Origin of the sequence: Paenibacillus anaericanus, from assembly GCF_003994475.1 — a bacterium.
Classification (GTDB): domain Bacteria; phylum Bacillota; class Bacilli; order Paenibacillales; family Paenibacillaceae; genus Fontibacillus; species Fontibacillus anaericanus.
In genome coordinates, this window is the sequence record NZ_RZNY01000008.1 from 29366 (window position 1) to 52147 (window position 22782).

The 22782-nt window shown below is 42.3% G+C and carries 20 protein-coding genes; 15 read left to right on the plus strand and 5 right to left on the minus strand.

What is annotated here, in order from left to right; all coding sequences use genetic code 11:
• Positions 1–8: 8 nt before the first annotated feature.
• The gene (locus EJP82_RS11410; protein ID WP_127192189.1) at positions 9–893 is read right to left on the minus strand and encodes an AraC family transcriptional regulator; all 885 of its coding nucleotides are present in this window, start codon (positions 891–893) and stop codon (positions 9–11) included.
• A 204-nt stretch (positions 894–1097) separates the two neighbouring features.
• Between EJP82_RS11410 and EJP82_RS11415 the strand changes: the two genes are divergently transcribed.
• The 6 genes from EJP82_RS11415 (at position 1098) to EJP82_RS11440 (ending at position 7523) form a co-directional block, all read left to right on the plus strand.
• Positions 1098–1691, plus strand: coding sequence for a YjgB family protein (locus EJP82_RS11415; RefSeq protein WP_127192190.1), 594 nt, complete (start codon positions 1098–1100; stop codon positions 1689–1691).
• Positions 1692–1920: 229 nt separating this feature from the next.
• Positions 1921–3711 carry an L-fucose isomerase gene (locus EJP82_RS11420; protein ID WP_127192191.1) on the plus strand — a complete coding sequence of 597 codons (1791 nt, stop codon included), beginning with the start codon at positions 1921–1923 and terminating at the stop codon, positions 3709–3711.
• 241 nt (positions 3712–3952) lie between these two features.
• Complete coding sequence (locus tag EJP82_RS11425; protein WP_127192192.1) at positions 3953–4612, plus strand: class II aldolase/adducin family protein; 660 nt, start codon at positions 3953–3955, stop codon at positions 4610–4612.
• Between the two features lie 31 nt (positions 4613–4643).
• Entirely contained in the window at positions 4644–6140 is a 1497-nt protein-coding gene (locus tag EJP82_RS11430; RefSeq protein WP_127192193.1) for a rhamnulokinase, read from the plus strand.
• Between the two features lie 82 nt (positions 6141–6222).
• A complete protein-coding gene (gene fucU / locus EJP82_RS11435) occupies positions 6223–6654 on the plus strand; it encodes an L-fucose mutarotase (RefSeq protein WP_127192194.1) in 432 nt (143 codons plus the stop codon).
• A 248-nt stretch (positions 6655–6902) separates the two neighbouring features.
• Entirely contained in the window at positions 6903–7523 is a 621-nt protein-coding gene (locus EJP82_RS11440) for an acetate uptake transporter (protein ID WP_127192195.1), read from the plus strand.
• A gap of 89 nt (positions 7524–7612) precedes the next feature.
• On the opposite strand, the gene EJP82_RS11445 is transcribed toward EJP82_RS11440, so the two are convergent.
• The 3 genes from EJP82_RS11445 to EJP82_RS11455 all read right to left on the minus strand — a co-directional run bounded on the left by EJP82_RS11445 (position 7613) and on the right by EJP82_RS11455 (position 11037).
• Positions 7613–8650, minus strand: a complete 1038-nt coding sequence (locus tag EJP82_RS11445; protein ID WP_127192196.1) for a serine hydrolase domain-containing protein — start codon at positions 8648–8650, stop codon at positions 7613–7615.
• A 293-nt stretch (positions 8651–8943) separates the two neighbouring features.
• Positions 8944–9564, minus strand: coding sequence for a hypothetical protein (locus EJP82_RS11450; protein ID WP_127192197.1), 621 nt, complete (start codon positions 9562–9564; stop codon positions 8944–8946).
• Positions 9565–10281: 717 nt separating this feature from the next.
• Positions 10282–11037 carry a DeoR/GlpR family DNA-binding transcription regulator gene (locus EJP82_RS11455; protein WP_127192198.1) on the minus strand — a complete coding sequence of 252 codons (756 nt, stop codon included), beginning with the start codon at positions 11035–11037 and terminating at the stop codon, positions 10282–10284.
• Between the two features lie 245 nt (positions 11038–11282).
• Between EJP82_RS11455 and EJP82_RS11460 the strand changes: the two genes are divergently transcribed.
• Together EJP82_RS11460 and rhaD are read left to right on the plus strand one after the other, a co-directional pair.
• The gene (locus EJP82_RS11460) at positions 11283–12434 is read left to right on the plus strand and encodes an iron-containing alcohol dehydrogenase (RefSeq protein ID WP_127192199.1); all 1152 of its coding nucleotides are present in this window, start codon (positions 11283–11285) and stop codon (positions 12432–12434) included.
• A gap of 39 nt (positions 12435–12473) precedes the next feature.
• Positions 12474–13322 carry a rhamnulose-1-phosphate aldolase gene (gene rhaD / locus EJP82_RS11465; protein WP_127192200.1) on the plus strand — a complete coding sequence of 283 codons (849 nt, stop codon included), beginning with the start codon at positions 12474–12476 and terminating at the stop codon, positions 13320–13322.
• 357 nt (positions 13323–13679) lie between these two features.
• Here the strand turns inward: rhaD and EJP82_RS11470 are convergent, their stop codons facing one another.
• Positions 13680–14597 carry an ArsR/SmtB family transcription factor gene (locus tag EJP82_RS11470; protein WP_127192201.1) on the minus strand — a complete coding sequence of 306 codons (918 nt, stop codon included), beginning with the start codon at positions 14595–14597 and terminating at the stop codon, positions 13680–13682.
• A gap of 368 nt (positions 14598–14965) precedes the next feature.
• Between EJP82_RS11470 and arfA the strand changes: the two genes are divergently transcribed.
• From arfA to EJP82_RS11505, 7 genes are all read left to right on the plus strand, one after another.
• On the plus strand, positions 14966–16495 hold the full coding sequence (gene arfA / locus EJP82_RS11475) for an arabinosylfuranosidase ArfA (protein ID WP_127192202.1): 1530 nt from the start codon (positions 14966–14968) through the stop codon (positions 16493–16495).
• A gap of 177 nt (positions 16496–16672) precedes the next feature.
• Positions 16673–18007: an ABC transporter substrate-binding protein gene (locus EJP82_RS11480; protein WP_127192203.1), complete on the plus strand. Its 1335-nt coding sequence runs from the start codon at positions 16673–16675 to the stop codon at positions 18005–18007.
• Positions 18008–18082: 75 nt separating this feature from the next.
• The gene (locus EJP82_RS11485; protein WP_127192204.1) at positions 18083–18976 is read left to right on the plus strand and encodes a carbohydrate ABC transporter permease; all 894 of its coding nucleotides are present in this window, start codon (positions 18083–18085) and stop codon (positions 18974–18976) included.
• A gap of 2 nt (positions 18977–18978) precedes the next feature.
• A complete protein-coding gene (locus tag EJP82_RS11490; protein WP_127192205.1) occupies positions 18979–19812 on the plus strand; it encodes a carbohydrate ABC transporter permease in 834 nt (277 codons plus the stop codon).
• Positions 19813–19864: 52 nt separating this feature from the next.
• A complete protein-coding gene (locus EJP82_RS11495) occupies positions 19865–21346 on the plus strand; it encodes an alpha-N-arabinofuranosidase (protein ID WP_127192206.1) in 1482 nt (493 codons plus the stop codon).
• 18 nt (positions 21347–21364) lie between these two features.
• Positions 21365–21625, plus strand: a complete 261-nt coding sequence (locus EJP82_RS11500) for a DUF6171 family protein (protein ID WP_127192207.1) — start codon at positions 21365–21367, stop codon at positions 21623–21625.
• A 37-nt stretch (positions 21626–21662) separates the two neighbouring features.
• Positions 21663–22631: a glycoside hydrolase family 43 protein gene (locus tag EJP82_RS11505; RefSeq protein WP_127192208.1), complete on the plus strand. Its 969-nt coding sequence runs from the start codon at positions 21663–21665 to the stop codon at positions 22629–22631.
• Positions 22632–22782: the final 151 nt, after the last annotated feature.

The window sequence follows — 22782 nt, forward strand, 5'->3', positions numbered from 1 at the left end:
CATATTTATCACTTGGACGAGCCCGGCGTTATGCTGCTGCTTCCTTTTCTTTTCTCCTCATCCCGGAACCCCGTGGGTGTTTGGCCAGTTACCTTTTTGAACAACATCGAGAAGTATTTATCATTGCTATATCCGACTCGGGCAGCGACTTCGTGCACAGGACAGCTACTCTCTGTTAACAACCGCTTAGACTCTTCAATTCTACGACGAATGAGATAGTTGAAGGGAGAGTCGCCTAGATCTCTTTTGAACAGGTGAGATAGGTAATGCTGGCTGACATAAAGCGTGTCGGCGATATCCTTTAACGAGATGTTTTGCGTGTAATTTTTATCGATAAAATCCTTGGTTCGAATCGTAATTTCATTCTTGCCTTGGAGGGATTGGAACTGGTGCTTCACATCAACAATTCGGTAGATTAGCGTAATGAGGGACATGAGCAAGTTGTTGCTCAGTGTTTCGTAACCAAGCACTTGGGAGTCGCATTCCTGCAGCATTTCAGATAAATAACTCTCTACTTTAAAAGCATACTTTTCGCAGGAAATAACGGGATCGACAGATGGAGGCAATAACATGCCTAATGGAACGCCTTCGATATGTAAATTATCGACGCCACAGTAGAACACCTTGAAGGGTCCGCCGCTTGAGGAACGCTCTTCGTGCTGGATACCGGGATTATAAATGGCCATATCGCCTTGATTCAATGTATAGGTCTTGCCGTTAATGTTAAATTCACCGGTTCCTTCAACAATGTAGATCATTTCACAGAAATCATGAATTTGTGGGGCTGCATAAAAGGAGTACTCATCGACCACTTGTCCGGCAAAAAGTAATTCTGGTGTCTTTTTGAAGCGGAAGCGGTCACTCTTGCTGTGGGGAATTTCGATCTTAGGCACGGTGGTTCCTCCCGTTCAATAATACTTCCATTATATATCATAGTGGGGAGAGACAACAGAATATAGGTCGTTAATTCGAGGTATTCTTAGGGAATCTAGTATTTTTCTGTTGTTTTGCGATGAGTGAGAAAGGGTAAATATAAGAGAACTGTCATCTCCCAAAAATAAACATCATAAGTACCATACACAAGGAGGAAGTTCATTATGCGATTAAAACAGCCATTTTTAAAAATCACCATTGCTGCTGCATTGACGAGTATAGTTGGTATGGGAGCCGTTATATCCAGTTTGAGTTTTCTGCCTGTGAGTCACGCCGCAGCTGCAAGTGTAACTGTAACTGAAGTAGCTTCGGAGCAAGCTTTGAAAACCTTGAACAGCTTCTATAAACCCGCTCTGAAAGGCCAGTTTCCTGGTTCCGTCAGCGGTCTTACCGTAGGGAAAAGCACTCGTAAGGACGTGTCCAAACTGATTGGAGAACCGTATGAGAAGGGTGATAACTCGGACGCTTTTGATATCTATCATGCTGAGATGGGTAATCCAGGTTATGCATTTTCGTTTAGGTTGGACAAGATTCGCGAAATGCGCTATTTTGGTACGAATGTAGAGCGAGGAACCAATATCGGAGGCATCACCATGAACATGTTACGTAAGAATTGGTATGCCCCTGAGTCCACAACTACCATTAAAAATGGCAAGGCCAAACAAACGAAAATTACCTATCTCCGCGGCCATTATAAATTGGAGTTTATATTTAACAGCAGCACTGAATTGGATCATATTAATTTGAAGCATTCTTAATCAATTTAAGGAATTCCGAACTTCACACGCGAGATTTGTATATCATCAGGCCGGTCAGAGCTTCTGACTGGCTTATTTTTATTGAACTAAGAAATGATCACTTATCAAAAAGGTTCACTTTATGGACTATTTGTAGGCGGGCAAACAACAACATAGTGGGTTATCGTTTCCGGTTCCTCAATTTAGTATAGGAGTATAATATTCGAACTCCAAGGAGGAATTAACGACTATGATTGAAAGCACTTACAGATGGAAAGATGGATTTCCTAAGATAGGGATAAGACCAACGATAGATGGAAGAAGAAGAGGCGTGCGTGAGTCGCTTGAAGTACAAACTATGAACCTGGCAAAAGCCGTAGCGAGATTGCTATCAGAGCAGCTTCGTTATCCGAATGGAGAGCCGGTTGAGTGCGTAATTGCAGATACATGTATTGGTGGTGTTGCAGAAGCTGCTGCTGCCGCTAAGAAATTCAATACCGCAGAGGTTGGTCTGACAATTACAGTGACACCTTGCTGGTGTTATGGAACAGAGACGATGGATACCGATCCAAGTCTGCCTAAAGCCGTATGGGGTTTCAACGGTACAGGTAGACCGGGAGCTGTGTATTTGGCGGCGGTGTTGTCAGCTCATGCACAAAAGGGACTGCCTGCTTTCGGTATTTATGGCGAGGACGTTCAGGACGAAGGAGATGACCGCATTCCGGCTGATGTGCAAGAGAAACTGCTACGGTTCGCTCGGAGTGGACTTGCAGTAGCATGCATGAAAGATCAAGCGTATTTGTCCATGGGCTCCGTATCGATGGGGATCGCGGGTTCCATTGTGAACGACCAATTTTTCCAAGAATTTTTGGGTATGCGCAATGAATACATCGATATGAGTGAGTTTACTCGCCGTATGGAAGAAGGAATCTATGATCCCGAGGAATATGAGAAGGCCTTTGCTTGGGTGAAGGAAAATTGCAAAGAAGGATCAGATAACAATCCTGAACATCTGCAAACATCCCGTGAACGTAAGGATTGGGAATGGGAAATGGTTGTAAAAATGACGCTGATTACGCGGGATTTGATGATCGGTAACCCACGCTTGGCTGAACTTGGTTATGGAGAAGAAGCGCAAGGACACCATGCCATTGTCTCCGGCTTCCACGGTCAACGCCAGTGGACAGATCATGCTCCAAATGGTGATTTCATGGAAACGATACTTAATTCCTCATTCGATTGGAATGGCAAACGTTCTCCTTACATGGTGGCAACCGAAAACGATAGCCTGAACGGAATCGGCATGTTGTTTGGTTATTTGCTCACGAATACAGCGCAAATTTTCGCCGATGTTAGAACCTATTGGAGCTCGGATTCAGTAGAACGGGTGACTGGACATAAGTTGGAAGGTCGTGCAGCTAACGGAATTTTACACTTGATCAATTCAGGATCTGCAACGCTGGATGGCACGGGAGAACAAATGAAAGATGGCAAACCTGCCATGAAGCCTTTCTGGGAAATAAGTGATGAAGAAGTAGAGAACATGCTGAAGGCTACCCAGTGGCGTCCAGCATCTGTCGAGTATTTCCGTGGCGGTGGATTCTCCACTGACTATCTCACACGTGGGGAAATGCCGATGACTATGGCACGCCTCAACTTGGTGAAGGGACTTGGTCCCGTGCTGCAGATCGCAGAAGGCTATTCCGTAGAATTACCAGAGCTTGTACACGAAACATTGGATAATCGTACAGACCCAACTTGGCCGACCACTTGGTTTGTGCCGAATCTGACAGACAACGGCGCATTTACAAGCGTGTATGACGTAATGGACAATTGGGGCGCTAATCACGGCGTGATCAGCTACGGTCATATCGGAGCCGACCTGATCACTCTAGCTTCCATACTTCGTATCCCAGTTAGCATGCACAATGTGCCCAAAGAAAAAGTATTCCGTCCACGAGCTTGGGGACTGTTCGGAACAGAGCAAGCCGAGAACGCCGACTTCCGCGCCTGCGCCAACTTCGGACCTCTCTATAAATAACCCCCGCATGTGGGGGTTGCACTTTTTTTCGTAATTTCAGCAGTGGTGAAAACCTAGCGGAGCGGGCCGTTTGAATCTGGAGAAGCGGAAGCGTTCGTCTTTGCAGTGGGATTATTACCTAGCCAGGTGTAATTAATTCAAATAATCCCACTGCAACAACGATCGAAGGATCAAACGGCCTGCGCAGCGGGTACTTTTCACCATACTTTCATTTAAGCTACAAAAAAGGGGAGACAACATCATGCAAAATATGGATACACGCCAAGAACTATGTAAATACGCCCGCAAAATCGTGGACAACGGCTTAGTCGTTGGTCCAGGAGGAAACATTAGCGCCCGGGCGGGAGACAAAATGTACCTATCACCGAGCGGTTTTGCTCTTGAAGATATCGAGCCAGAACAATGGGTTGAAGTGGATATCCCTACAGGTGAAATTACTGATAACGGCTTTCGGCCATCATCAGAGGTGCTGATGCACTTATATGGATACCGGCAGAAGCCAGATATGGGAGCCATGGTTCATACTCATCCTTCACATTGTATTGCGTTCACTTTAATAGAAGAGAATTTGCCAATGATGTTCCCGGATCAAGCGGCACTCGTTGGTAGAACAGCCTTTATTCCTTATTTGATTCCAACAACTGACCTGTTAGCCGATGCAGTTGCTGCGAAGGTAAATGAGGCAAGTTCGATTCTACTTGGAAATCATGGTCTAGTAACAACGGGTCGCAACTTGAGGGAAGCTTATTACCGCACACAGGTTGTAGAGGAGAGTGCGAAGATTTACTTAAGCGCGAAGGCTGCAGGAACTCCGGTTCCGTTGACAGATCAGGAGGTTGCGGACATCGCAGCACTAGAGAGTGAAGATTACCGAATTCAACTCCTACAAAAAATGAAGTAATACTTTTTGATAAAAAAGGTGGTGCGGCTTCATGAATAACACCGCTACGGTGCTTGCATTTGATATTGGAGCTAGCAGTGGACGGGCGTTGATTGGGCAAATTGTTCAGCAGAATAGTGGCGAGCCTGGTCTGCTGACGATCACGGAAATTCATCGTTTTCCGAATATCCCTGTCCAGATCGGCAATCATTTACATTGGGACACGGTGATGTTGCTTCAAGAAGTGAAAAATGGCATTCGCAAGGCATTTCAAGCCGGATATACACCGGAGAGTTATGGTATTGACACTTGGGGCGTCGATTTTGGATTGCTGGATAGCCAAGGCGAGTTGCTCGGTATTCCATATCATTACCGTGATCCGCAAACAGAAGGTTTAATAGAAGAGCTGAATGAAAAGCTAGGGCGGGAGCGTTTATTTCAGGAAAGTGGCTTGCAATTCATGCCGTTTAATACAATTTATCAATTGTATGCCATGCTAAAGGCGGGTTCTCCGAAGCTGGATATTGCGGAGACGCTGCTGCTTACACCGGATTTATTGCATTATTTTCTGACGGGGGAAAAAGTGTGCGAGTTTACAATGGCGACGACAACGCAGTTATATGATGCGGGTCAAAACGTTTGGAACAAGCCGCTTATGAAGGAGCTTGGCTTATCGCCTTCCTTATTCTTGGATCCCATTGAACCCGGTACAGTCATCGGAACTCTTAGTGAAGAGGTATGCCGGGAGTTGAAGGTGCCGTCTATCAAAGCTATCGCTGTTGCTTCCCATGATACGGAGTCAGCAGCAGCAGCTGTGCCAGCGCATAGCACTGATTTTGCCTATTTGGTGTGCGGAACATGGTCACTACTAGGGACTGAGCTATCTGAAGCACTGCTTCTCCCGGAGGTGCTGGAGCATAACTTTTCAAACGAAGGTGGCGCTTTCGGTACATTCCAGCTGCTAAAAAACATCATGGGCCTATGGATCTTACAGGAATGCAAGCGCAGATGGGAATTGAATGGAGTTAACTTGTCCTTCCCTGAGATGGTGAAACTTGCCGAGGCGGCAGAGCCTTTCCGTAGCTTGATCGACCCAGATGATCTGCGTTTTATGAATCCAGCGGATATGGTAGAGACGATAGCTGAATATTGCCGGGAGAGTGGGCAACTTGTACCGGAGACGGAAGGGCAGTTTATCCGCTGTATTTTGGAGAGCCTTGCACTGCGTTATCGTGAGGTGCTGGAGAAAACAGAGGTGTTGGCGGGCCGTTCGTATGCTGGATTGCATATGGTTGGTGGCGGCATTCAGAACGAACTACTCTGCCGATTTACTGCGGAAGCCATTGGCCGACCTGTATGGGCCGGACCGATTGAGGCTAGCGCTATTGGTAATATGCTACTGCAGTTTGTGGCAGGAGGACATGTACAGCATAAAGAAGAGGGCATTGAACTTGTGAAACGCTCATTTCCATTAGCGGTCTACCATCCAGAAACCCCAGAATTATGGTCTGCTGCGTTCCAAAAATATGTACAGATTACAGGCAGATAAGGCGTCTAGTTGGCTTCTTAAGGTACGATAAATGTACTGCTGAGCTCTACGCAAAGAATCAACTTTTACGGGAGGGCTATGTATGCTAAAAGGAATTTCTAACTTGATATCACCAGAATTGATCAAAGTTTTGATGGAAATGGGTAACTCCGATGAAATAGTATTTGCCGATGGCAACTTTCCAGCAGCCAGTCATGCCCAACGCCTTGTGCGTTGCGACGGGCATGGAATACCAGAATTGCTGAACGCAGTGCTCCCGCTGTATCCTTTGGATACCTATGTGGATCGTCCTGTGTCGCTGATGGCCGTAACGCCCGGAGATACGGTAGAGACACCGATTTGGCGGCAGTATAAGCAAATTGTGAGTGATCATCACCCGGTAGCAGATGTGTTTGAGGAAGTGGAACGGTTCGCTTTTTATGAGCGGGCGAAAAAAGCATATGCGATCGTATCGACAGGTGAAAGGGCGCTTTATGCTAATATTATTTTGAAAAAGGGTGTTATTACGCAGTAAAACATAACTGAATCATTAAAGTTTAAAACACAGCGGCAGCTCCTATGAGAAATGCTACTGTGTTTTTTGTGTGGATTTCTATTGAGTGAACCCCTCATACTTTTCCGCCACCATTCACTGTTAATCGGGGATATAATATAAGATTATACAAAATGTTCAAAAAAGGTTACTAATTCCTTTATGCAATTTGTATTAGGTATGATATGATATGTCAGTTGAAATTTATTGTATCGGAGGCTTCATTCTTCATGTCATCGCAGTCTTATCAAAACGTGAAAATTGTTAGTGCGGATCCTAGCGCTATCGGCCTGTTTGGACTGGCCATCGTCACACTTGTGGCATCTTCACAAAAGCTTGAGATTACTTCAGGATTGAGTTATGTCATTCCTTGGGCTATATTTCTCGGGGCTTTTGCACAATTGTTCGCTTGCATTCAAGATGCTAAGCACAACAATACCTTCGGCATGACCGCATTTGGCGCATACGCCTTTTTCTGGTTTGCCATGGGGACCAGTTGGTTGATCAAACTCGGTGTATTCGGTCCTGAACTGGCGTCTACTATCGATGTGAAACAAATGGGCTTCGCTTTTCTTGGGTACTTAGTATTCACCTTGTTCATGACTCTTGGGGCTATGGAGACGCATAAAGTGTTGTTTACCATCTTTGTGCTCATTGATTTCTTGTTCCTTGGATTGACACTAGACTCTTTTGGAGTAGGTGGAGGAGCTTTCCATACTGTAGCGGCTATCGCTGAGTTAGGAATTGCAATTATGTCGCTATACGGTTGTGGCGCTGCTGTATTGAATACACATTTCGGTCGTGTCTTTTTACCAGTAGGGAAACCGTTTGGAATATTTAAGAAATACTAGGATCGACATAAGTTAATATGAAAAAAATATGTAACAACAAGGGGGGCTTTCATGAATTTGAAAGTGCCCCCTTGTTATTTAAGAGAGAATTATAACGTTAGTGAATTGAATATTTCCCCAATGATCCCCTGTAATTGATGAACACCTAAATCTGCATTTGTCATAATGACTGCACCAGTCCCCTTATATGGATACGCCACCAGCATACATTGAAATCCTACACCCCAACCTAGCGAAGAAATTTTAAGTTCTTGTTCTGCACCATCTAGAAACACCCCAAGTCCAGTCCACTCTTTACATCCTTGAGAAGTAATAAATTCCTTTGCCTTACTTTGAGATAGTCCCAAGTTACTTCTACCTTGTAAGGAATTCATTAATTCCACCACCAAAATGGCTAAATCTGAGGGTGTTGACCACAATCCAGCAGCTGCGGGAAAAGGATATATCGGATACTTGCTATCAACCACATGTCCATTTTTGTTATGTCCACAAGAAAAATCATCGTTTATTACTTCTGATATGTACTGCACAACAAATGTGCTGTTATTCATATTTAACGGTCTAAATATATGTTCTGTTACCATAACCTCAAAGGGCCTTCCTGAAGCATCTTCTATCAGTTGTTGTATGATACAAAATCCAGCATCTGAATATTGAAAGTCACTCCCAGGTTCATACTGAACTTGAATTGCTTCTTTACAATAAGCGGTTTTCCCCTCTAATAATTCAACCATGGTAGGAATCCCTTGCGTAGAATCAAATTCACCAAAGCTTCCTTCAGGATCGATGATCCCCGATTGATGACTTAGTAATGTTCGAAGGGTGACTTTTTTGTCCAGAGTAAATTCATTCGTGGGAACCTTCCAAGAAGTAAGCCTATTATTTATATCTTCATCTAAATCGAGCATACCTAATTCTATTAACTTCAAAACTAGCATTGAAGTTATAAATTTACTTATTGAACAGGCATGAAAAATTGAATGATTACTTACCCTGTTATTGGTTCCTGATTCAAGAACACCAAAGCCTTCAGCTGTACTAATTTGACCATTGCCTATTAGAGCTATGCTTAAGCCAGATACATTATAAAACTTCATACGTTCATCCATACTTATATTCAATTCCATACTAAGCTGTCACCACCTATTTTTTACAATATTATAGAACATTTGTTCTCATTTAGCAAATAGATTTGATACGATGGTGACAGAATAGATAATTTAGAAGGCAAGATATTGTTACTGCGGCATGAGTTTTGACATACAAATTGCCCGTCCGATAGAAGATGACGATAGTTGCATCTATTGGACGGGTAATTTATATGGTGAAGTTCGGCTCAATCTAAAAATCAGTGGTTTACAAAGCGTAACGCTGCTTTACACCGTAGGGGCTGTCAACCGCTGATTTTGGTTTTGAGCCATTATGTCGATAACGATTTGCTGATTTTATTTATTCTTTTATTCTGAGAATCTGTCAAATCAACTCTTCGTTTTTCTAAAACTTCTACAAAATCTTTGGAATTATCAGCCGTAATACATATCATCATTCTCTCAGCGTGTTGAGGGACCTCTTTCGACCTGCAAGTAGCTAAATGCTGCATTAGAAATGGAAATACTTCTTCCTGATATAGTTCATTCGCTTTGCAGAGCTTCGCAAATACAGTGATACTGTTATCTACAGTAATAACACTGCCCGCCTCATAGGCTTTTTTAACAATATCCAGCTTACTATATATTTCATCAGCACTTAAGTCAGCTATCGTTGCCAATGCTGTCATGCTTCCCCAAGCTAAACGATTATTTTTTGAGAGTAGAAGAGAGATGAACTCGTTCGTATAATCGGCAATCAATTCAGGTTTTCTACTACCGATTTCATAAAGTACTTTAATACAATCATTTGCGATAGCTATTTCTTTGCTCTTTAAGCCCTGCACGATTTCCTCGATGCCTTTAATATTGTTAGTCTCACAAAGCTCAACCGCTAACTCAATATTAGGCTCCTCGTCATTTCGCCCCAGGCTACTCGCTAATTTTGTTAACATATTCAAAAAACCACCTGTTCATAAAGGGTTAAGATGCCACGTCCTTCTTTTCATTACTCCCTCATACTTAGAAATGCGGTGAAAAGGCAGCGTAGTGGGCCGTTTGGGTCTGGAGAAGAGAAGCGTTCGTCCTTTGCCGTGTGATTGTAACCCCTTAGGGAGTTATCCAGTAGAAAACAATCACACGGCAACAACGATCGAAAGATCAAACGAGCAACGATGCGTCCCATTTTCATCTTTCACCTACTTATTAGAATTTCGCGAAATGCCAATGGAGCGTCCTTTTTTTCCTTGCTCCCTTACAATTAGAATTGCGGTGAAAAGTCAGCGTAGTGGGCCGTTTGAATCTGAAGAAGCGAAGCGTTCGTCTTTGCCGTGTGATTGTAACTCAATAGGGTGTTATCAAATAGAAAACAATCACACGGCAACAACGATCGAAAGATCAAACGACCAATGAAGCGCCCCATTTTCATCTTCCACCTACTTATTAGAATTTCGCGAAATGTCAATGGAGCGTCCTTCTTTGCTTCCTCCCTCATACTTAGATTTGCGGTGAATAGTCAGCGTAGTGGGGCGTTTGAGTCTGAAGAAGCGAAGCGTTCGTCTTTGCCGTGTGATTGTAACCCCTTAGGGAGTTATCCAGTAGAAAACAATCACACGGCAACAACGATCGAAAGATCAAACGGCCTACGAAGCGCCCATCTTTTCACCGCAATTCTAATACACCACTTCGATATTTTTACGCCCCAACAATTCCAACCACTCCGCAGATGGCTTACGATCTGTGATTAGATAGTCGATTTGATCCAAATCTGCTAGCTTAACGAAGGCAGTTTTATCGAATTTGGTATGGTCAGCGAGCAGAATGATTCGGTCGGCATGGCTCAGCATATATTTCTTCAACTCACACTCGGGCTCGTTGGAATCCGAGATTCCTTTATCAAGCGACAATCCCTTGCAGCCAATGACAGCGGTATCCACATTATATTTCTGCACGGTATCATGTGCAGTTGGTCCAACTAGTGACAAAGAGCGGGAACGGAGTGAACCACCTGTGGAGATGATGTTCAAAGCCGAACTAGCGAATTCGTGGAGGATGTTAATTGAATTCGTGATGACGGTTAGGTTGTTTTTGTTATTTAGCGTTTTCATAAATTCAAATGAGGTGGAGCTAGGATCAACCATTAGCGTATCGCCATCATTGATGAGGTCCATGGCTTTCAGAGCTATTTCTCGTTTCATATCCATGTTAATTGTATTACGTGTTGTATAGGGAAGGTCTTCGTTAGTATGTCTGTTCAGCACGGCTCCGCCATATGTACGGCTTAAAATACCTTCCTTCTCCAACTTTTCGAGATCACGACGGATCGTCTCTTCCGTAACATCGAACATTTTACTTAAGTCAGATACAAGCACGCGCTTGTCCTGATGGATCAGGTCGATTATTTTCTGTCTTCTTTCTGGAGCCAACATACTCATCACCTCATATTTATCTCACGTCCTGTAAAGCTCAAGACTGTTTTCTCTATCATAACGATAAAACAGTTTTGTTGGCAACTGTCACAAACAAAACAACAAACAAAATAAAACAACATCAAATATCTTTATTATGTTGACAACAAAGATTAACGAAGGTAGGATGAAATTGTAAATAGCAGTTATTAATCAATTATCAAAATATGTGATGAACTAAAGATGACATGGGAGGCTTATTGAGAATGAGTACACGTGTATACTATGTTCCGTCAATTAACATTATGGGCAAGGGATGTCTGGGTGATATCGGCCCGTACATTCAGGAGTTGAAGCTACGGAAAGCACTTGTTGTAACTGACAAGTTCCTCATGAAATGTGGGATTGCGGCCAAAGTACTTACTATATTGGACGGAGCGGGCATTCCATACGTTATCTATGATGATGTTAAGCCAAACCCGACTTGCAAAAATGTACATGATGGCGTTGATTTCCTGATAGCTAACGATTGTGATTTTCTCGTATCCATTGGTGGAGGTTCACCGCAGGACACAGCGAAAGCAATCGGGATTATTGCTACAAATGGCGGTCATATTACACAGTACGAAGGAGCTCATAAGTCAGCCAATAAGTCATTACCGATCGTTGCGATCAATACAACTGCCGGTACTTCAAGTGAAGTAACTGTTAACTATGTCATTACCGATGAAGATCGTAAGGTCAAAATGGTAATGGTCGATAAGAACAGTTTGGCCACCATCTCGGTTAATGACCCTGAACTAATGGTCGATAAGCCAGCCGACTTAACTGCTGCTACTGGAATGGATGCTTTAACCCATGCGATTGAGGCGCTCGTTACACCGGGAGCATATCCCGTAACGGATGCAACGGCATTGGCAGCTGTTGAAATTATTTTTAACTACTTACCACGAACCGTGAAGAACGGACATGATATCGAAGCTCGGGAACAAATGGTTTATGCTATTTTCCTAGGCGGACTTGCTTTCAATAATGCGGGTCTAGGGTATGTGCACGCGATGGCGCATCAACTTGGCGGAGTATACGACCTACCTCATGGTGTGTGTAATGCAATGCTACTTCCATATGTGGAAGAGGAGAACGCTAAATATGTACCAGAGAAATTCCGCAATATTGCCAAAGCGATTGGATGTGAAGTTGCTGGAAAATCAGATAAAGAGTGCGCCGACTTCGTTGTCGAAGCGATCAAGGCTCTCTCGAAAGAGGTTGGGATTCCCTCTAAACTATCGGAGCTTGGTGTGAATGAGGTTGATTTGGATCTATTAGCTGATAATGCAATGATAGATGCCTGCGCGCCAGGCAATCCGTTCATACCAACGAAAGAAGAAGTTATCACTTTATTCAAAAAAATACTGTAGAAGCTATAAAGAAAATACATTTAGAGGAGAAAACCTATTATGAGCAAATTGACTATTGAAGAAACAACAGGTTATATAGCACAGACAGAAGCGCCTTTTATTAAAGAAATGGCAGAGATCACTTACCATATGTGGAACCTAGGTTGGGACGAACGTAATGGCGGTAACATTAGTTACCTGTTAGATGAAGCAGAAGTTGCCAAGTACATTCACATCGGGCAGGCAGATCGGAGTATCAAGCTCTCTTTCCCTGTTCAGGAACTAGCGGGTAAATACTTTATCGTCACGGGTTCAGGTAAGTATTTCAGAAACGTGATCTCTGATCCAGAAGCCAACTTGGGTGTAATTCGGGTATCCGCAAGTGGTGATAGCGTAGAGGTACTATGGGGACTTCGTGATGGAGCTGTTCCTACTAGTGAGTTAGCTTCGCATTTTATGAGTCACATTGAGCGCCTAAAAGTAGATCCTTCCCACCGCATCGTGATGCACTGTCATGCAACAAATGCTCTAGCAATGACGTTCATTCATGATCTGGATGAGAATAAGTTGACCAAGACGTTATGGGAAATGTGTACGGAATGCCTCGTTGTGTTCCCAGACGGTGTCAGCGTAATTCCTTGGATGGTGCCAGGTAGTAATGAAATTGGCCGAGCAACTGCTGATAAGATGAAAGAGCGCCGCGTAGTAATTTGGCCACAACATGGTATTTTCGGTACAGGTTCGACGATGGATGAGACTTTTGGTCTAATTGAAACGGTAGAGAAGGCAGCGCAAATCTATATGCTAGTCGCTCATCATGAGATCAAGCAAAGAATTACGGATCAGGAGCTTATCGATTTGGCGAAGGCATTCGGAGTAACTCCAGTACGGGGGATCTTAAAAGGGTAATTGTACTTTTACCGGGAAAACCTCCCGATAATTTGTTAGAATATCTATCATTACAACAATTAACTGGAAATAATCCAGGTGTTTTAATCAAGTTTGCCTCGTTATTGTACAAACTTTCGAATTACATGGAGGAAATCCATTTAAGTTATTATTTGAAGATAAGTAATTCATATTAGCTGGAGGTTTTTCTGTTAGTTTAGGACCGTGTGTGGCTTATGCGCATAGGGTCCCATTTTTATGGTCACAAGCATCGTGACAATGGACAAGAAGTGTTGCAATTCAGGAGTGGGAGTAAAACGTCCATATATATAAAAACAGGGTTCTCCATCAATATAGTGGAGGACCCTGTTCATCATCTTATAACTCATGCACATCATACAACACTCGAGCCAACAGATCTTGGCTGTAGTTACCGAAATTTTTACCGTAAATGGTCAAGCCACGTTTATTAATGGGGTTGTCGGTGACTGCGATCCGGAAGGTCAACTCACTTTTATAATCTAATTGGATTTGATCCAAAGTGACATCCGAAATTCGGCACCCGTCGATGAAACTTCCTTCATTATTGATACGGATGAGCTTCAGCATTCCATATTGATTCAGGTGAGGTGGCCACCAGTCTGGATTGAAGGTCCCCCTCGTATCTCCAAAGTCTCCTGGACTCGTCCAGAAACCTATCTCAATTCCATTCACATAGAAATAAATGTCTGATGGATAGTTGTCAGAGAAGCCGGGGGCTTCTGAGCCAAGCTCCATAGAAAATTGAATTTCGCGGAAAGTTTGGTTAGGCTTAAGATAGTTAGGGATGCGATACTCCAGAAATCCATCAGCCAACCAAATAATCTCCGAATCGATTCGTTGTGGATCAGCAAAATACCTAGGATCATCGAAATCACCGATAATACTGTCTTTGGTAGCCAATCCACAGGTAGGAATGGCTTGATAATTGCTGAAATGTCCAACTTGGATTTCTACCTCATATAAGTTCTCAACAGCTTTGCTGCGGAGATCGACCATGAGTTTGTCTTTGTTCAAATAACAAATTTTCTGAATGCCATGTTTGCCAACTGAAGTATTTATCTCAATTAATCCGCTCTCTTCGAGCTTCTTGATGTGCATGGTTATCGCCCCATTACTAATTTTCAGTTTCGTGGCGAGATCATTTAAGTTAAGCGCTTGATTCTTTGCTAGTAATTCGAGGATTTGAATTCTTACTTCTGAACTTAATGCTTTGAAAATATCAATACCGCTCATCAAATCCTTAATATAGATCATGTAAGATAACCTTCTTCCAATAGGAAATATGTATTTTGTTTATTTTAGATCATTATAAACCAATTGAGTCATTAAAGGAAGTATCAGATCTAAAAATGTAAAATAATTTCAAATAATAGTTAAAAATTGCATAATTACAAGCTTTGTATTCACATAAACCTAAATCAAATTACCAAACGCACTGATGTTTTTCCTATAAAAGGCTAATAAACGAGCTTTTTCATGCTAATTTCGACTTTTGTTTATATAAATGTGAAAAGGTTTAGATTTATGTTTACAATCTAGGTTCTTATATGTTATTTTATACTTGTAAACGTATTCATTCAAGTATTTTTAAATCAATTCATAATTATTTGAAATGGAAGGTGATGGATTTGTCGGCAGCAGCATCTAGAGCAAGGATGATCGTAGACAAAGCTTTTAAGATCGCCGAAGTGGATCAACGGATTTATGGTTCGTTTATTGAACATCTGGGACGGGCAGTTTATGGGGGCATTTATGAGCCTACGCATTCCACTGCGGATAACTTCGGTTTCCGCAACGATGTCAAACAGTTAGTTAGAGAATTGAATGTACCAATTATACGTTATCCAGGTGGTAATTTCGTATCTGGGTACAATTGGGAGGATGGTGTGGGACCGGTAGATCAGCGGCCCAAACGGTTAGATCTAGCTTGGAGAACGGTGGAACCAAACTTTGTCGGAACTAATGAGTTTATGAACTGGGCTAAAGAGGTTGGTTCTGAAGTCATGATGGCTGTCAATCTCGGAACTCGCGGGGTTGATGCGGCAAGAAATCTTCTAGAATATTGCAATCACAAGGGCGGGAGTTATTGGAGTGATTTGCGCCATAGCCATGGATACGAACAACCGCATGGTATCAAAACTTGGTGTCTCGGAAATGAGATGGATGGTCCTTGGCAAATCGGACAGAAGACTCCTCAGGAGTACGGTAGATTGGCCTATGAGACAGGTAAGGCGATGCGTCTCGTAGATCCAAGTATTGAACTCGTATCTTGTGGAAGTTCAAGTACGGGAATGCCAACGTTCCCAGAGTGGGAAGCAGTTACACTCGATCATACTTACGAGGTTGCTGATTATGTTTCTCTTCATCAATATTATGGTAACAGGGACAATGATTCGGCTAACTATTTGGCTCGGACGATGGATATGGAGCATTTTATCCGTACGGTCACAGCTACTTGTGATTACATCAAGGCCAAGAAACGCAGTAAAAAAACAATGTACCTCAGCTTCGACGAATGGAATGTCTGGTATCATTCTAACGATGCCGATACTCAAATCGAACCTTGGAGCGTAGGACCACCGCAATTGGAAGATGTATATAATTTTGAGGATGCACTGCTCGTGGGAAGTATGCTCATTACGTTCCTACGTCATGCCGATCGGGTAAAGATGGCATGTATGGCTCAATTGGTCAATGTCATCGCTCCAATTATGACGGAGAATGGCGGACGGGCCTGGAAGCAGACGATATTCTATCCGTATCTACATACTTCGATTTATGGTCGCGGAGTCTCGCTTCAGCCGATCGTAGATTCGCCGGTATATGATGCTCAGGATTATACGGATGTGCCATACCTTGATAGTGCTGTGGTCTATAACGAAGCGGAAGAAGAAGTTACTATCTTCGCTGTTAACCGTAATCTGCAAGAGTCGCTTGATCTAGAGTGTGATGTTCGTGGATTTGAAGGATATCGTCTAGTTGAACACATTGTACTCGAACATGAGGATTTGAAAGCGGTTAATACAGCGGCTGAAGAGAAAGTTAAACCCCATTCTAAAGGGACTGCCATTTGCAAAGATGGCTACGTTAATGCGAGATTATCAAAGGCTTCATGGAATGTTATTCGGTTGAAAAAAGAACAATCTAATTAATTTACTAGAACAGCTGATGATGGTTGTTCGATCTCCCGAAATAAAGAGGCTTCATAAGCTATGCACAACATGATAACGCTTACAGATTGTTAAATGAATGAGTAGATAGATGATGTGAATGTGACTGTATGCGAAGTGTGTAGATAAAACTAATGAAATTCCAGGGAGGGTTTAAGTATGAAGAATAAAGGTGCTATTTTATTAATTATCATGTCAATGATATTGGTGTTATCTGGATGTGGGAAATCATCAAACTCATCATCAGGTGGAGAGAAATCGGTCCTTGATGCTGGAGCTGGAGAGAATGCAACGGAATTGTCCTATTGGACATTCGTAGAATTGCACGGACAGCATTTTGAGAAAATGCTAGAGAAATGGAATGTAGCTAATCCAGATCGCCAAATTAAGTTGAATGTTACCGTTATGCCATATGATGATATGCACAATAAATTGTCGATTGCCCTTCAAACGGGTGTAGGTGCTCCTGATATTTCAGATATTGAGCTTGGAAAATATCCAGACTTTTTAGCTGGGACACCACAATTAGAATCGTTAAATGATGTGGTAGAGCAGTACAAAGAATCGATAGTTCAATCTCAGTTGGATCTTTATAGCAAAGAAGGAACAGTATACGGGTTGTCTACACACGTTGGAGCAACTGTTGCATTCTATAACACTGAAATTTTAGACGAAGCAGGAGTCAATTATAAAGATATTGTTACATGGGATGATTTCAAAAAAGCCGGAATTCAAGTATATGAAAAAACCGGAAAATATATGGGAACAGCGGATACAAGTGCAGTATGGCAAGAATCATTACTTCTAGCACAACAAGGAGCAGATCTTACAGATGATTCTGCAAATCCGATAGTTAACTCTCCAGAAATGATCAAAGCTTTGACTATGTTAAAAGATTTGAAAGATAACAATGTTATTTCTACTATTGCAGGAGGACAGCCAGATACTGAGGAAGCCTATGGTGAATATAACGCCGGAAATTATGTAACTGCATTCATGCCTTTGTGGCAGATGTCTAGATACACAAACTATATGGCTGAACTGTCTGGAAAGATCGCGATTGCTCCACTACCCGTGTTTGAAAAAGGAATGCCTAGATCATATGGTGGTGGCGGAACTGCAACTGTTGTAACAAAAACGGCCAAAGATGTTCAATTGGCGAAGGAATTTATCGCATATGCCAAATTATCATTGGATGCAAATATTGAGATTTGGAACACACTCGGATTTGACCCAATCAATATGTCTGTTTGGGACATGAAAGATGTAACACATAATCCAGAAAATCAATTCGTGAAGTATTTTGTCAACAATCCATTTGATGTCTTGAATGAAGTGAAAGATGAAATCATGTTGATTAAGTCTACTTCTGCTTCCCCTACGATTAACAATGTTCTTTGCACAGTTACATTAAATGAAATCTTTGAAGATGGTAGGGATGTTACGGAGGCGTTAAATGCGGCTCAGGAGCAAATCGTACAGGATCTTAAATAATTAAGCATTAAGATGATAAAATGATGAGCTACTCTGACTGGGTAGCTCTCTATTTTAAGAAAAAGGAGTAAAGAGATGCTAAAAAAATTCTTATACTCACAAAAGGTTGCTCCTTACGTGTTCGTGCTACCGTTCATCTTAGTATTCATTATATTCTGGCTGTATCCACTCGGTAATTCGTTTGGGATGAGCTTTCAAAAGACCACGCTAGGTCAGGAAGCCCAGTGGGTTGGCTTCGATAACTATTCGAAATTGATGGGTGACGGTATCTTTCTAAAAGCGGTAACTAATAGCGTAATCTACATGATCATGACATTAGCTATATTAATACCGTTTCCTATGTTGTTTGCAGTTTTGATTAATAACAAATTTATGTGGGGAAGAGAATTCTTCAAATCAGCGTTTTTCTTTCCAGCACTGACTTCCGTTGTCGTAGCCGGTACGATTTTTAGATTGATGTTCGGCGAAATGGAAGGTTCTTTGATCAACAGCTTTCTAGGACTGTTTGGCATGGAGCCGATGAAATTTTTAAAGGGGCAGTTTACGGGTTATATCGCTCTGATCGCATTGGCTACATGGAGATGGACCGGAGTTAATATGTTGTATTTTCTATCTGGATTAAAAAATATTCCGGACGATTACTACGAAGCTGCTTCGATTGACGGGGCATCTGCTTTTCAAAAATTCACAAGAATTACAATGCCTCTATTAAAACCTACAACAATTTATGTATTAACCATTAGTATTTACGCAGGTTTGGCTATGTTTATTGAGAGCATGATGTTATGGAATGGTAACAATTCGCCTAAAAATATCGGTCTTACCATAGTCGGTTACTTGTACCGGCAGGGGATTGAGAAGAATAACCTTGGGTATGCCGCTGCTGTAGGTATTGTGTTGCTAGCGATCACCATGATCATTAACTTAACACAATTAGCATTCTCTGGCATGTTTAAGAAGGAGGATTAAATATGAATAAAAATATTGCGCTTAAAATAGTCCTCTTCATTTTCTTTGGTATAGTGGGTTTCCTTATACTGGTTCCCTTTTATGCGATAACGATAGCGTCATTTAAACCCGGGGCAGATTTAATCAGAAATGGACTAAATCTAAATTTTGATCTTTCTGCTATGAGTTTTGATAACTTCGTATTTTTATTTACTGGAGATCATTCCTATTTCACATGGTTTTTCAATTCAGTTCTATTAACAATAGTTCAAGTAACCTTAACGTTATTTGTTAGTGCAACAGTGGCTTATGGTTTTTCGGCCTATGAATTCAAAGGTAAAAATCTCTTGTTCATCTGTGTATTACTAATTATGATGGTACCTTTTGAGATTTTGTTGTTACCACTATATACATTGACTAATAATATCGGCTTGATGAATTCATATTCAGCCATTGTTCTACCTGGGATTGCCAGTGCCGCAACGATCTTCTTCTTTAGACAGTATTTAAGAGGAATTCCGAAGGAAATTATTTCGGCCGGCAGAGTAGATGGAGCTTCAGAATATGGAATTTATCTAAAATTAATTTTACCCGTGATGAAGCCATCATTTGCTGCTATGGCCATTCTAAATGGGATGAACAGTTGGAATAACTTCCTATGGCCGTTTATGGTACTGAGTAGTGGCAATAAGTTTACGCTTCCTATTGGACTCAAGACATTACTCACTCCTTACGGAAATAATTACGATCTATTGATCGTAGGCTCATTTTTCTCCATCGTACCTATCTTTGCTTTATTCATCGCTTTTCAAAAGTACTTTATTGATGGGATGACGGCTGGTGCAGTGAAAGGTTAAGCAAATTGCATAATTATATAAAATATATGAGTGGAGAGCGAGGACTGCTGAAATGACCAACATGAAACTAAATGCAAATGAGAAAAAAGGTGCGATTAGCCGTTACTTGTACGGACAATTCGCCGAACATTTGGGTAGATGTATATACGAAGGGATATGGGTAGGTAAAGAATCACCTATTCCAAATATAGAAGGCATCCGCATCGATGTACTAGAGGCACTCAAGAAATTGAACATTCCAGTACTACGCTGGCCTGGTGGTTGTTTTGCAGATGAATATCACTGGATGGACGGCATCGGTCCAGATTCACAACGGGCGCGTATGATCAACAACAATTGGGGTGGAGTAGAGGAGAACAATCACTTCGGTACGCATGAATTTTTGAGATTATGTGAACTGCTTGAGACAGAAGCCTATATTAGCGGTAACGTTGGCAGTGGCACCGTTCGAGAGATGCAGCAATGGGTTGAATACATGACATTTGACGGGGAATCCCCGATGGCTAATCTACGTAAAGAGAATGGTCAGGATCAGCCATGGAGCTTAGAGTTCTTTGGAGTTGGGAATGAAAACTGGGGTTGCGGAGGGAATATGCGCCCTGAATATTATGCGGATTTATACAAGCATTACTCGACTTACGTCCGTAATTATGGTGATAACAAAGTGTATAAGATCGCCTGCGGGGCGAATTCGGATGATTACCACTGGACGGAAGTGATGATGCGTGAAGCAGGCAGACTGATGGATGGTCTCAGCTTGCACTATTACACTTTGCCAACAGGGAATTGGGTTGGTTCAAAAGGATCATCGACTGATTTCGAAACAAACGAGTGGTTTTCAACCATGAAAAATACTCTTTATATGGAAGAATTGATCGTCAAACATTCAAAAATTATGGATAAGTATGATCCAGAGAGCAGAGTAGGGCTCATTGTCGACGAATGGGGAACTTGGTTTGATGTAGAGCCTGGGACGAATCCCGGGTTCCTATATCAGCAGAATACGCTTCGGGATGCACTCATTGCTGGGATCAACCTTAATATTTTCCAGAAGTATAGCAAACGCGTGAAGATGGCAAATATCGCACAGGTTGTGAATGTCCTACAGGCCATGGTCTTGACCGAAGGTGACAAAATGCTACTAACACCAACCTATCACGTGTTCGACATGTACAAAGTTCATCAGGATGCTGAATTGCTGGATGTAGCTTTTGAGAGTCCGTTGTACACATATGGTGCACAATCCATTCCACAACTAAGCATATCAGCTTCAATCAATGCGGAGGGAATCATTCATATATCGGTCTGCAATCTGCATCATGAAGAGAGCGCAGCGGTACAGTGCCATATTATTGGTGCGGAAGGAAGACGGGTATCCGGCAAGGTGTTGACACATTCAACACTGAATGCACATAACACCTTTGATCAGCCTAACGAGGTTGCTCCGGTGAATTTTGAAGGTGCGTCGCTGTTGGATGGACAACTTCAATTTGAGTTACCTCCCGCTTCCGTTGTCGTGCTGACTTTGGAATAAAGATCGAGGTGAACGGAAATGGAACGTCTCGAAGGCTGTAAAGGCTGTACGGAGAGCGTCAAGGTAACACCAGAGAAGCTCGAACGGCTGATTGCCATCGCGGTAAAAGGGAGGACGGCGGTATCTGATCAGGAGTATGACCGCAGAATGGATATGTGTCTAAGTTGTCCCGCTTTACAATATGGTACAACTTGCCGATATTGCGGCTGTCTAGTTGCAGTTAGAGCTCGGCTTCAAGATTCCATCTGTCCTTTTCCAGTCGTACCGAGATGGTGCTGACCTACAAAATTGTCATGACATTAAAGGAGAAACCAATATGGATATAAATAGAGAATATAACAATCCGCTAGTGGAGCAGCGGGCAGACCCATGGGTCTACAAACATAGTGACGGCTATTATTACTTTACTGCTTCCGTACCAGAATACGATCGAATTGAGGTTCGCAGGGCTGATACGCTTGAGGGTTTGAGAGAGGCAGAGGCTGTTGTAGCATGGCGAAAATACGAATCAGGACCACTAAGCGCAAATATATGGGCTCCAGAAATTCATTATATTGATGAGAAATGGTACATTTATTTTGCAGCAGCTAGAACCACAGAGACAAAGGAAGGACTCTTCGATCACCGCATGTTTGTTCTGGAGAATACTTCCGCTAATCCCCTTGAAGGTACTTGGCAGGAAAAGGGTCAGATTCACACGAAGTGGGAATCGTTTGCTCTGGATGCCACCACTTTTGAACATCGTGGGATACTGTATTATGTATGGGCGCAGAAGGATCCAAATATTGAAGGTAACTCTAATCTGTATATTTCAGAGATGAGCAATCCTTGGACATTGACCGGAGAACAAGTGATGATCGCTACACCTGAGTATGATTGGGAAGTCATTGGTTTCAAGGTTAATGAAGGGGCAGCTGTTCTGAAAAGAAATGGTTGTATCTTCATCAGTTTCTCGGCGAGTGCAACCGATCATAACTATTGTATGGGATTACTTACAGCGGATGAATCTGCTGATTTGCTAGACCCGCGTTCATGGGTGAAATCACCGGGTCCCGTATTTCAAACGAATGTGGAGACGGGCCAATATGGGCCAGGACATAATAGTTTCACGGTATCTGAGGATGGACAAGATGTGATCATCTACCACGCTCGTAATTACAAAGAGATTACGGGAGATCCACTTTATGATCCGAATCGCCACACCAGAGCGCAGATTTTTCATTGGAATGAAGATGGGACTCCTAACTTCGGCATTCCAGTGAAAGACGGGGTACGTGCATTATAATTTTGTATTATTCAGTTCATACATGAATGGAGCCGACTCTTAACAGAGCCGGCTCTTTTTGGTTTGGCTACAGATTTAGCACCCATGGAAGAAATTATAGTGTAAATATATGGATTGACAAATTTTACGAAAAGGATTATTTTAACATTAA

Coding starts and splice junctions, on each gene's coding strand:
- EJP82_RS11415 (WP_127192190.1), top strand. CDS start 1,098: ATGCGATTAAAACAGCCATTTTTAAAAATCACCATTGCTGCTGCATTG.
- EJP82_RS11420 (WP_127192191.1), top strand. CDS start 1,921: ATGATTGAAAGCACTTACAGATGGAAAGATGGATTTCCTAAGATAGGG.
- EJP82_RS11425 (WP_127192192.1), top strand. CDS start 3,953: ATGCAAAATATGGATACACGCCAAGAACTATGTAAATACGCCCGCAAA.
- EJP82_RS11430 (WP_127192193.1), top strand. CDS start 4,644: ATGAATAACACCGCTACGGTGCTTGCATTTGATATTGGAGCTAGCAGT.
- fucU (WP_127192194.1), top strand. CDS start 6,223: ATGCTAAAAGGAATTTCTAACTTGATATCACCAGAATTGATCAAAGTT.
- EJP82_RS11440 (WP_127192195.1), top strand. CDS start 6,903: ATGTCATCGCAGTCTTATCAAAACGTGAAAATTGTTAGTGCGGATCCT.
- EJP82_RS11445 (WP_127192196.1), bottom strand. CDS start 8,650: ATGGAATTGAATATAAGTATGGATGAACGTATGAAGTTTTATAATGTA.
- EJP82_RS11450 (WP_127192197.1), bottom strand. CDS start 9,564: ATGTTAACAAAATTAGCGAGTAGCCTGGGGCGAAATGACGAGGAGCCT.
- EJP82_RS11455 (WP_127192198.1), bottom strand. CDS start 11,037: ATGTTGGCTCCAGAAAGAAGACAGAAAATAATCGACCTGATCCATCAG.
- EJP82_RS11460 (WP_127192199.1), top strand. CDS start 11,283: ATGAGTACACGTGTATACTATGTTCCGTCAATTAACATTATGGGCAAG.
- rhaD (WP_127192200.1), top strand. CDS start 12,474: ATGAGCAAATTGACTATTGAAGAAACAACAGGTTATATAGCACAGACA.
- EJP82_RS11470 (WP_127192201.1), bottom strand. CDS start 14,597: ATGATCTATATTAAGGATTTGATGAGCGGTATTGATATTTTCAAAGCA.
- arfA (WP_127192202.1), top strand. CDS start 14,966: ATGGATTTGTCGGCAGCAGCATCTAGAGCAAGGATGATCGTAGACAAA.
- EJP82_RS11480 (WP_127192203.1), top strand. CDS start 16,673: ATGAAGAATAAAGGTGCTATTTTATTAATTATCATGTCAATGATATTG.
- EJP82_RS11485 (WP_127192204.1), top strand. CDS start 18,083: ATGCTAAAAAAATTCTTATACTCACAAAAGGTTGCTCCTTACGTGTTC.
- EJP82_RS11490 (WP_127192205.1), top strand. CDS start 18,979: ATGAATAAAAATATTGCGCTTAAAATAGTCCTCTTCATTTTCTTTGGT.
- EJP82_RS11495 (WP_127192206.1), top strand. CDS start 19,865: ATGACCAACATGAAACTAAATGCAAATGAGAAAAAAGGTGCGATTAGC.
- EJP82_RS11500 (WP_127192207.1), top strand. CDS start 21,365: ATGGAACGTCTCGAAGGCTGTAAAGGCTGTACGGAGAGCGTCAAGGTA.
- EJP82_RS11505 (WP_127192208.1), top strand. CDS start 21,663: ATGGATATAAATAGAGAATATAACAATCCGCTAGTGGAGCAGCGGGCA.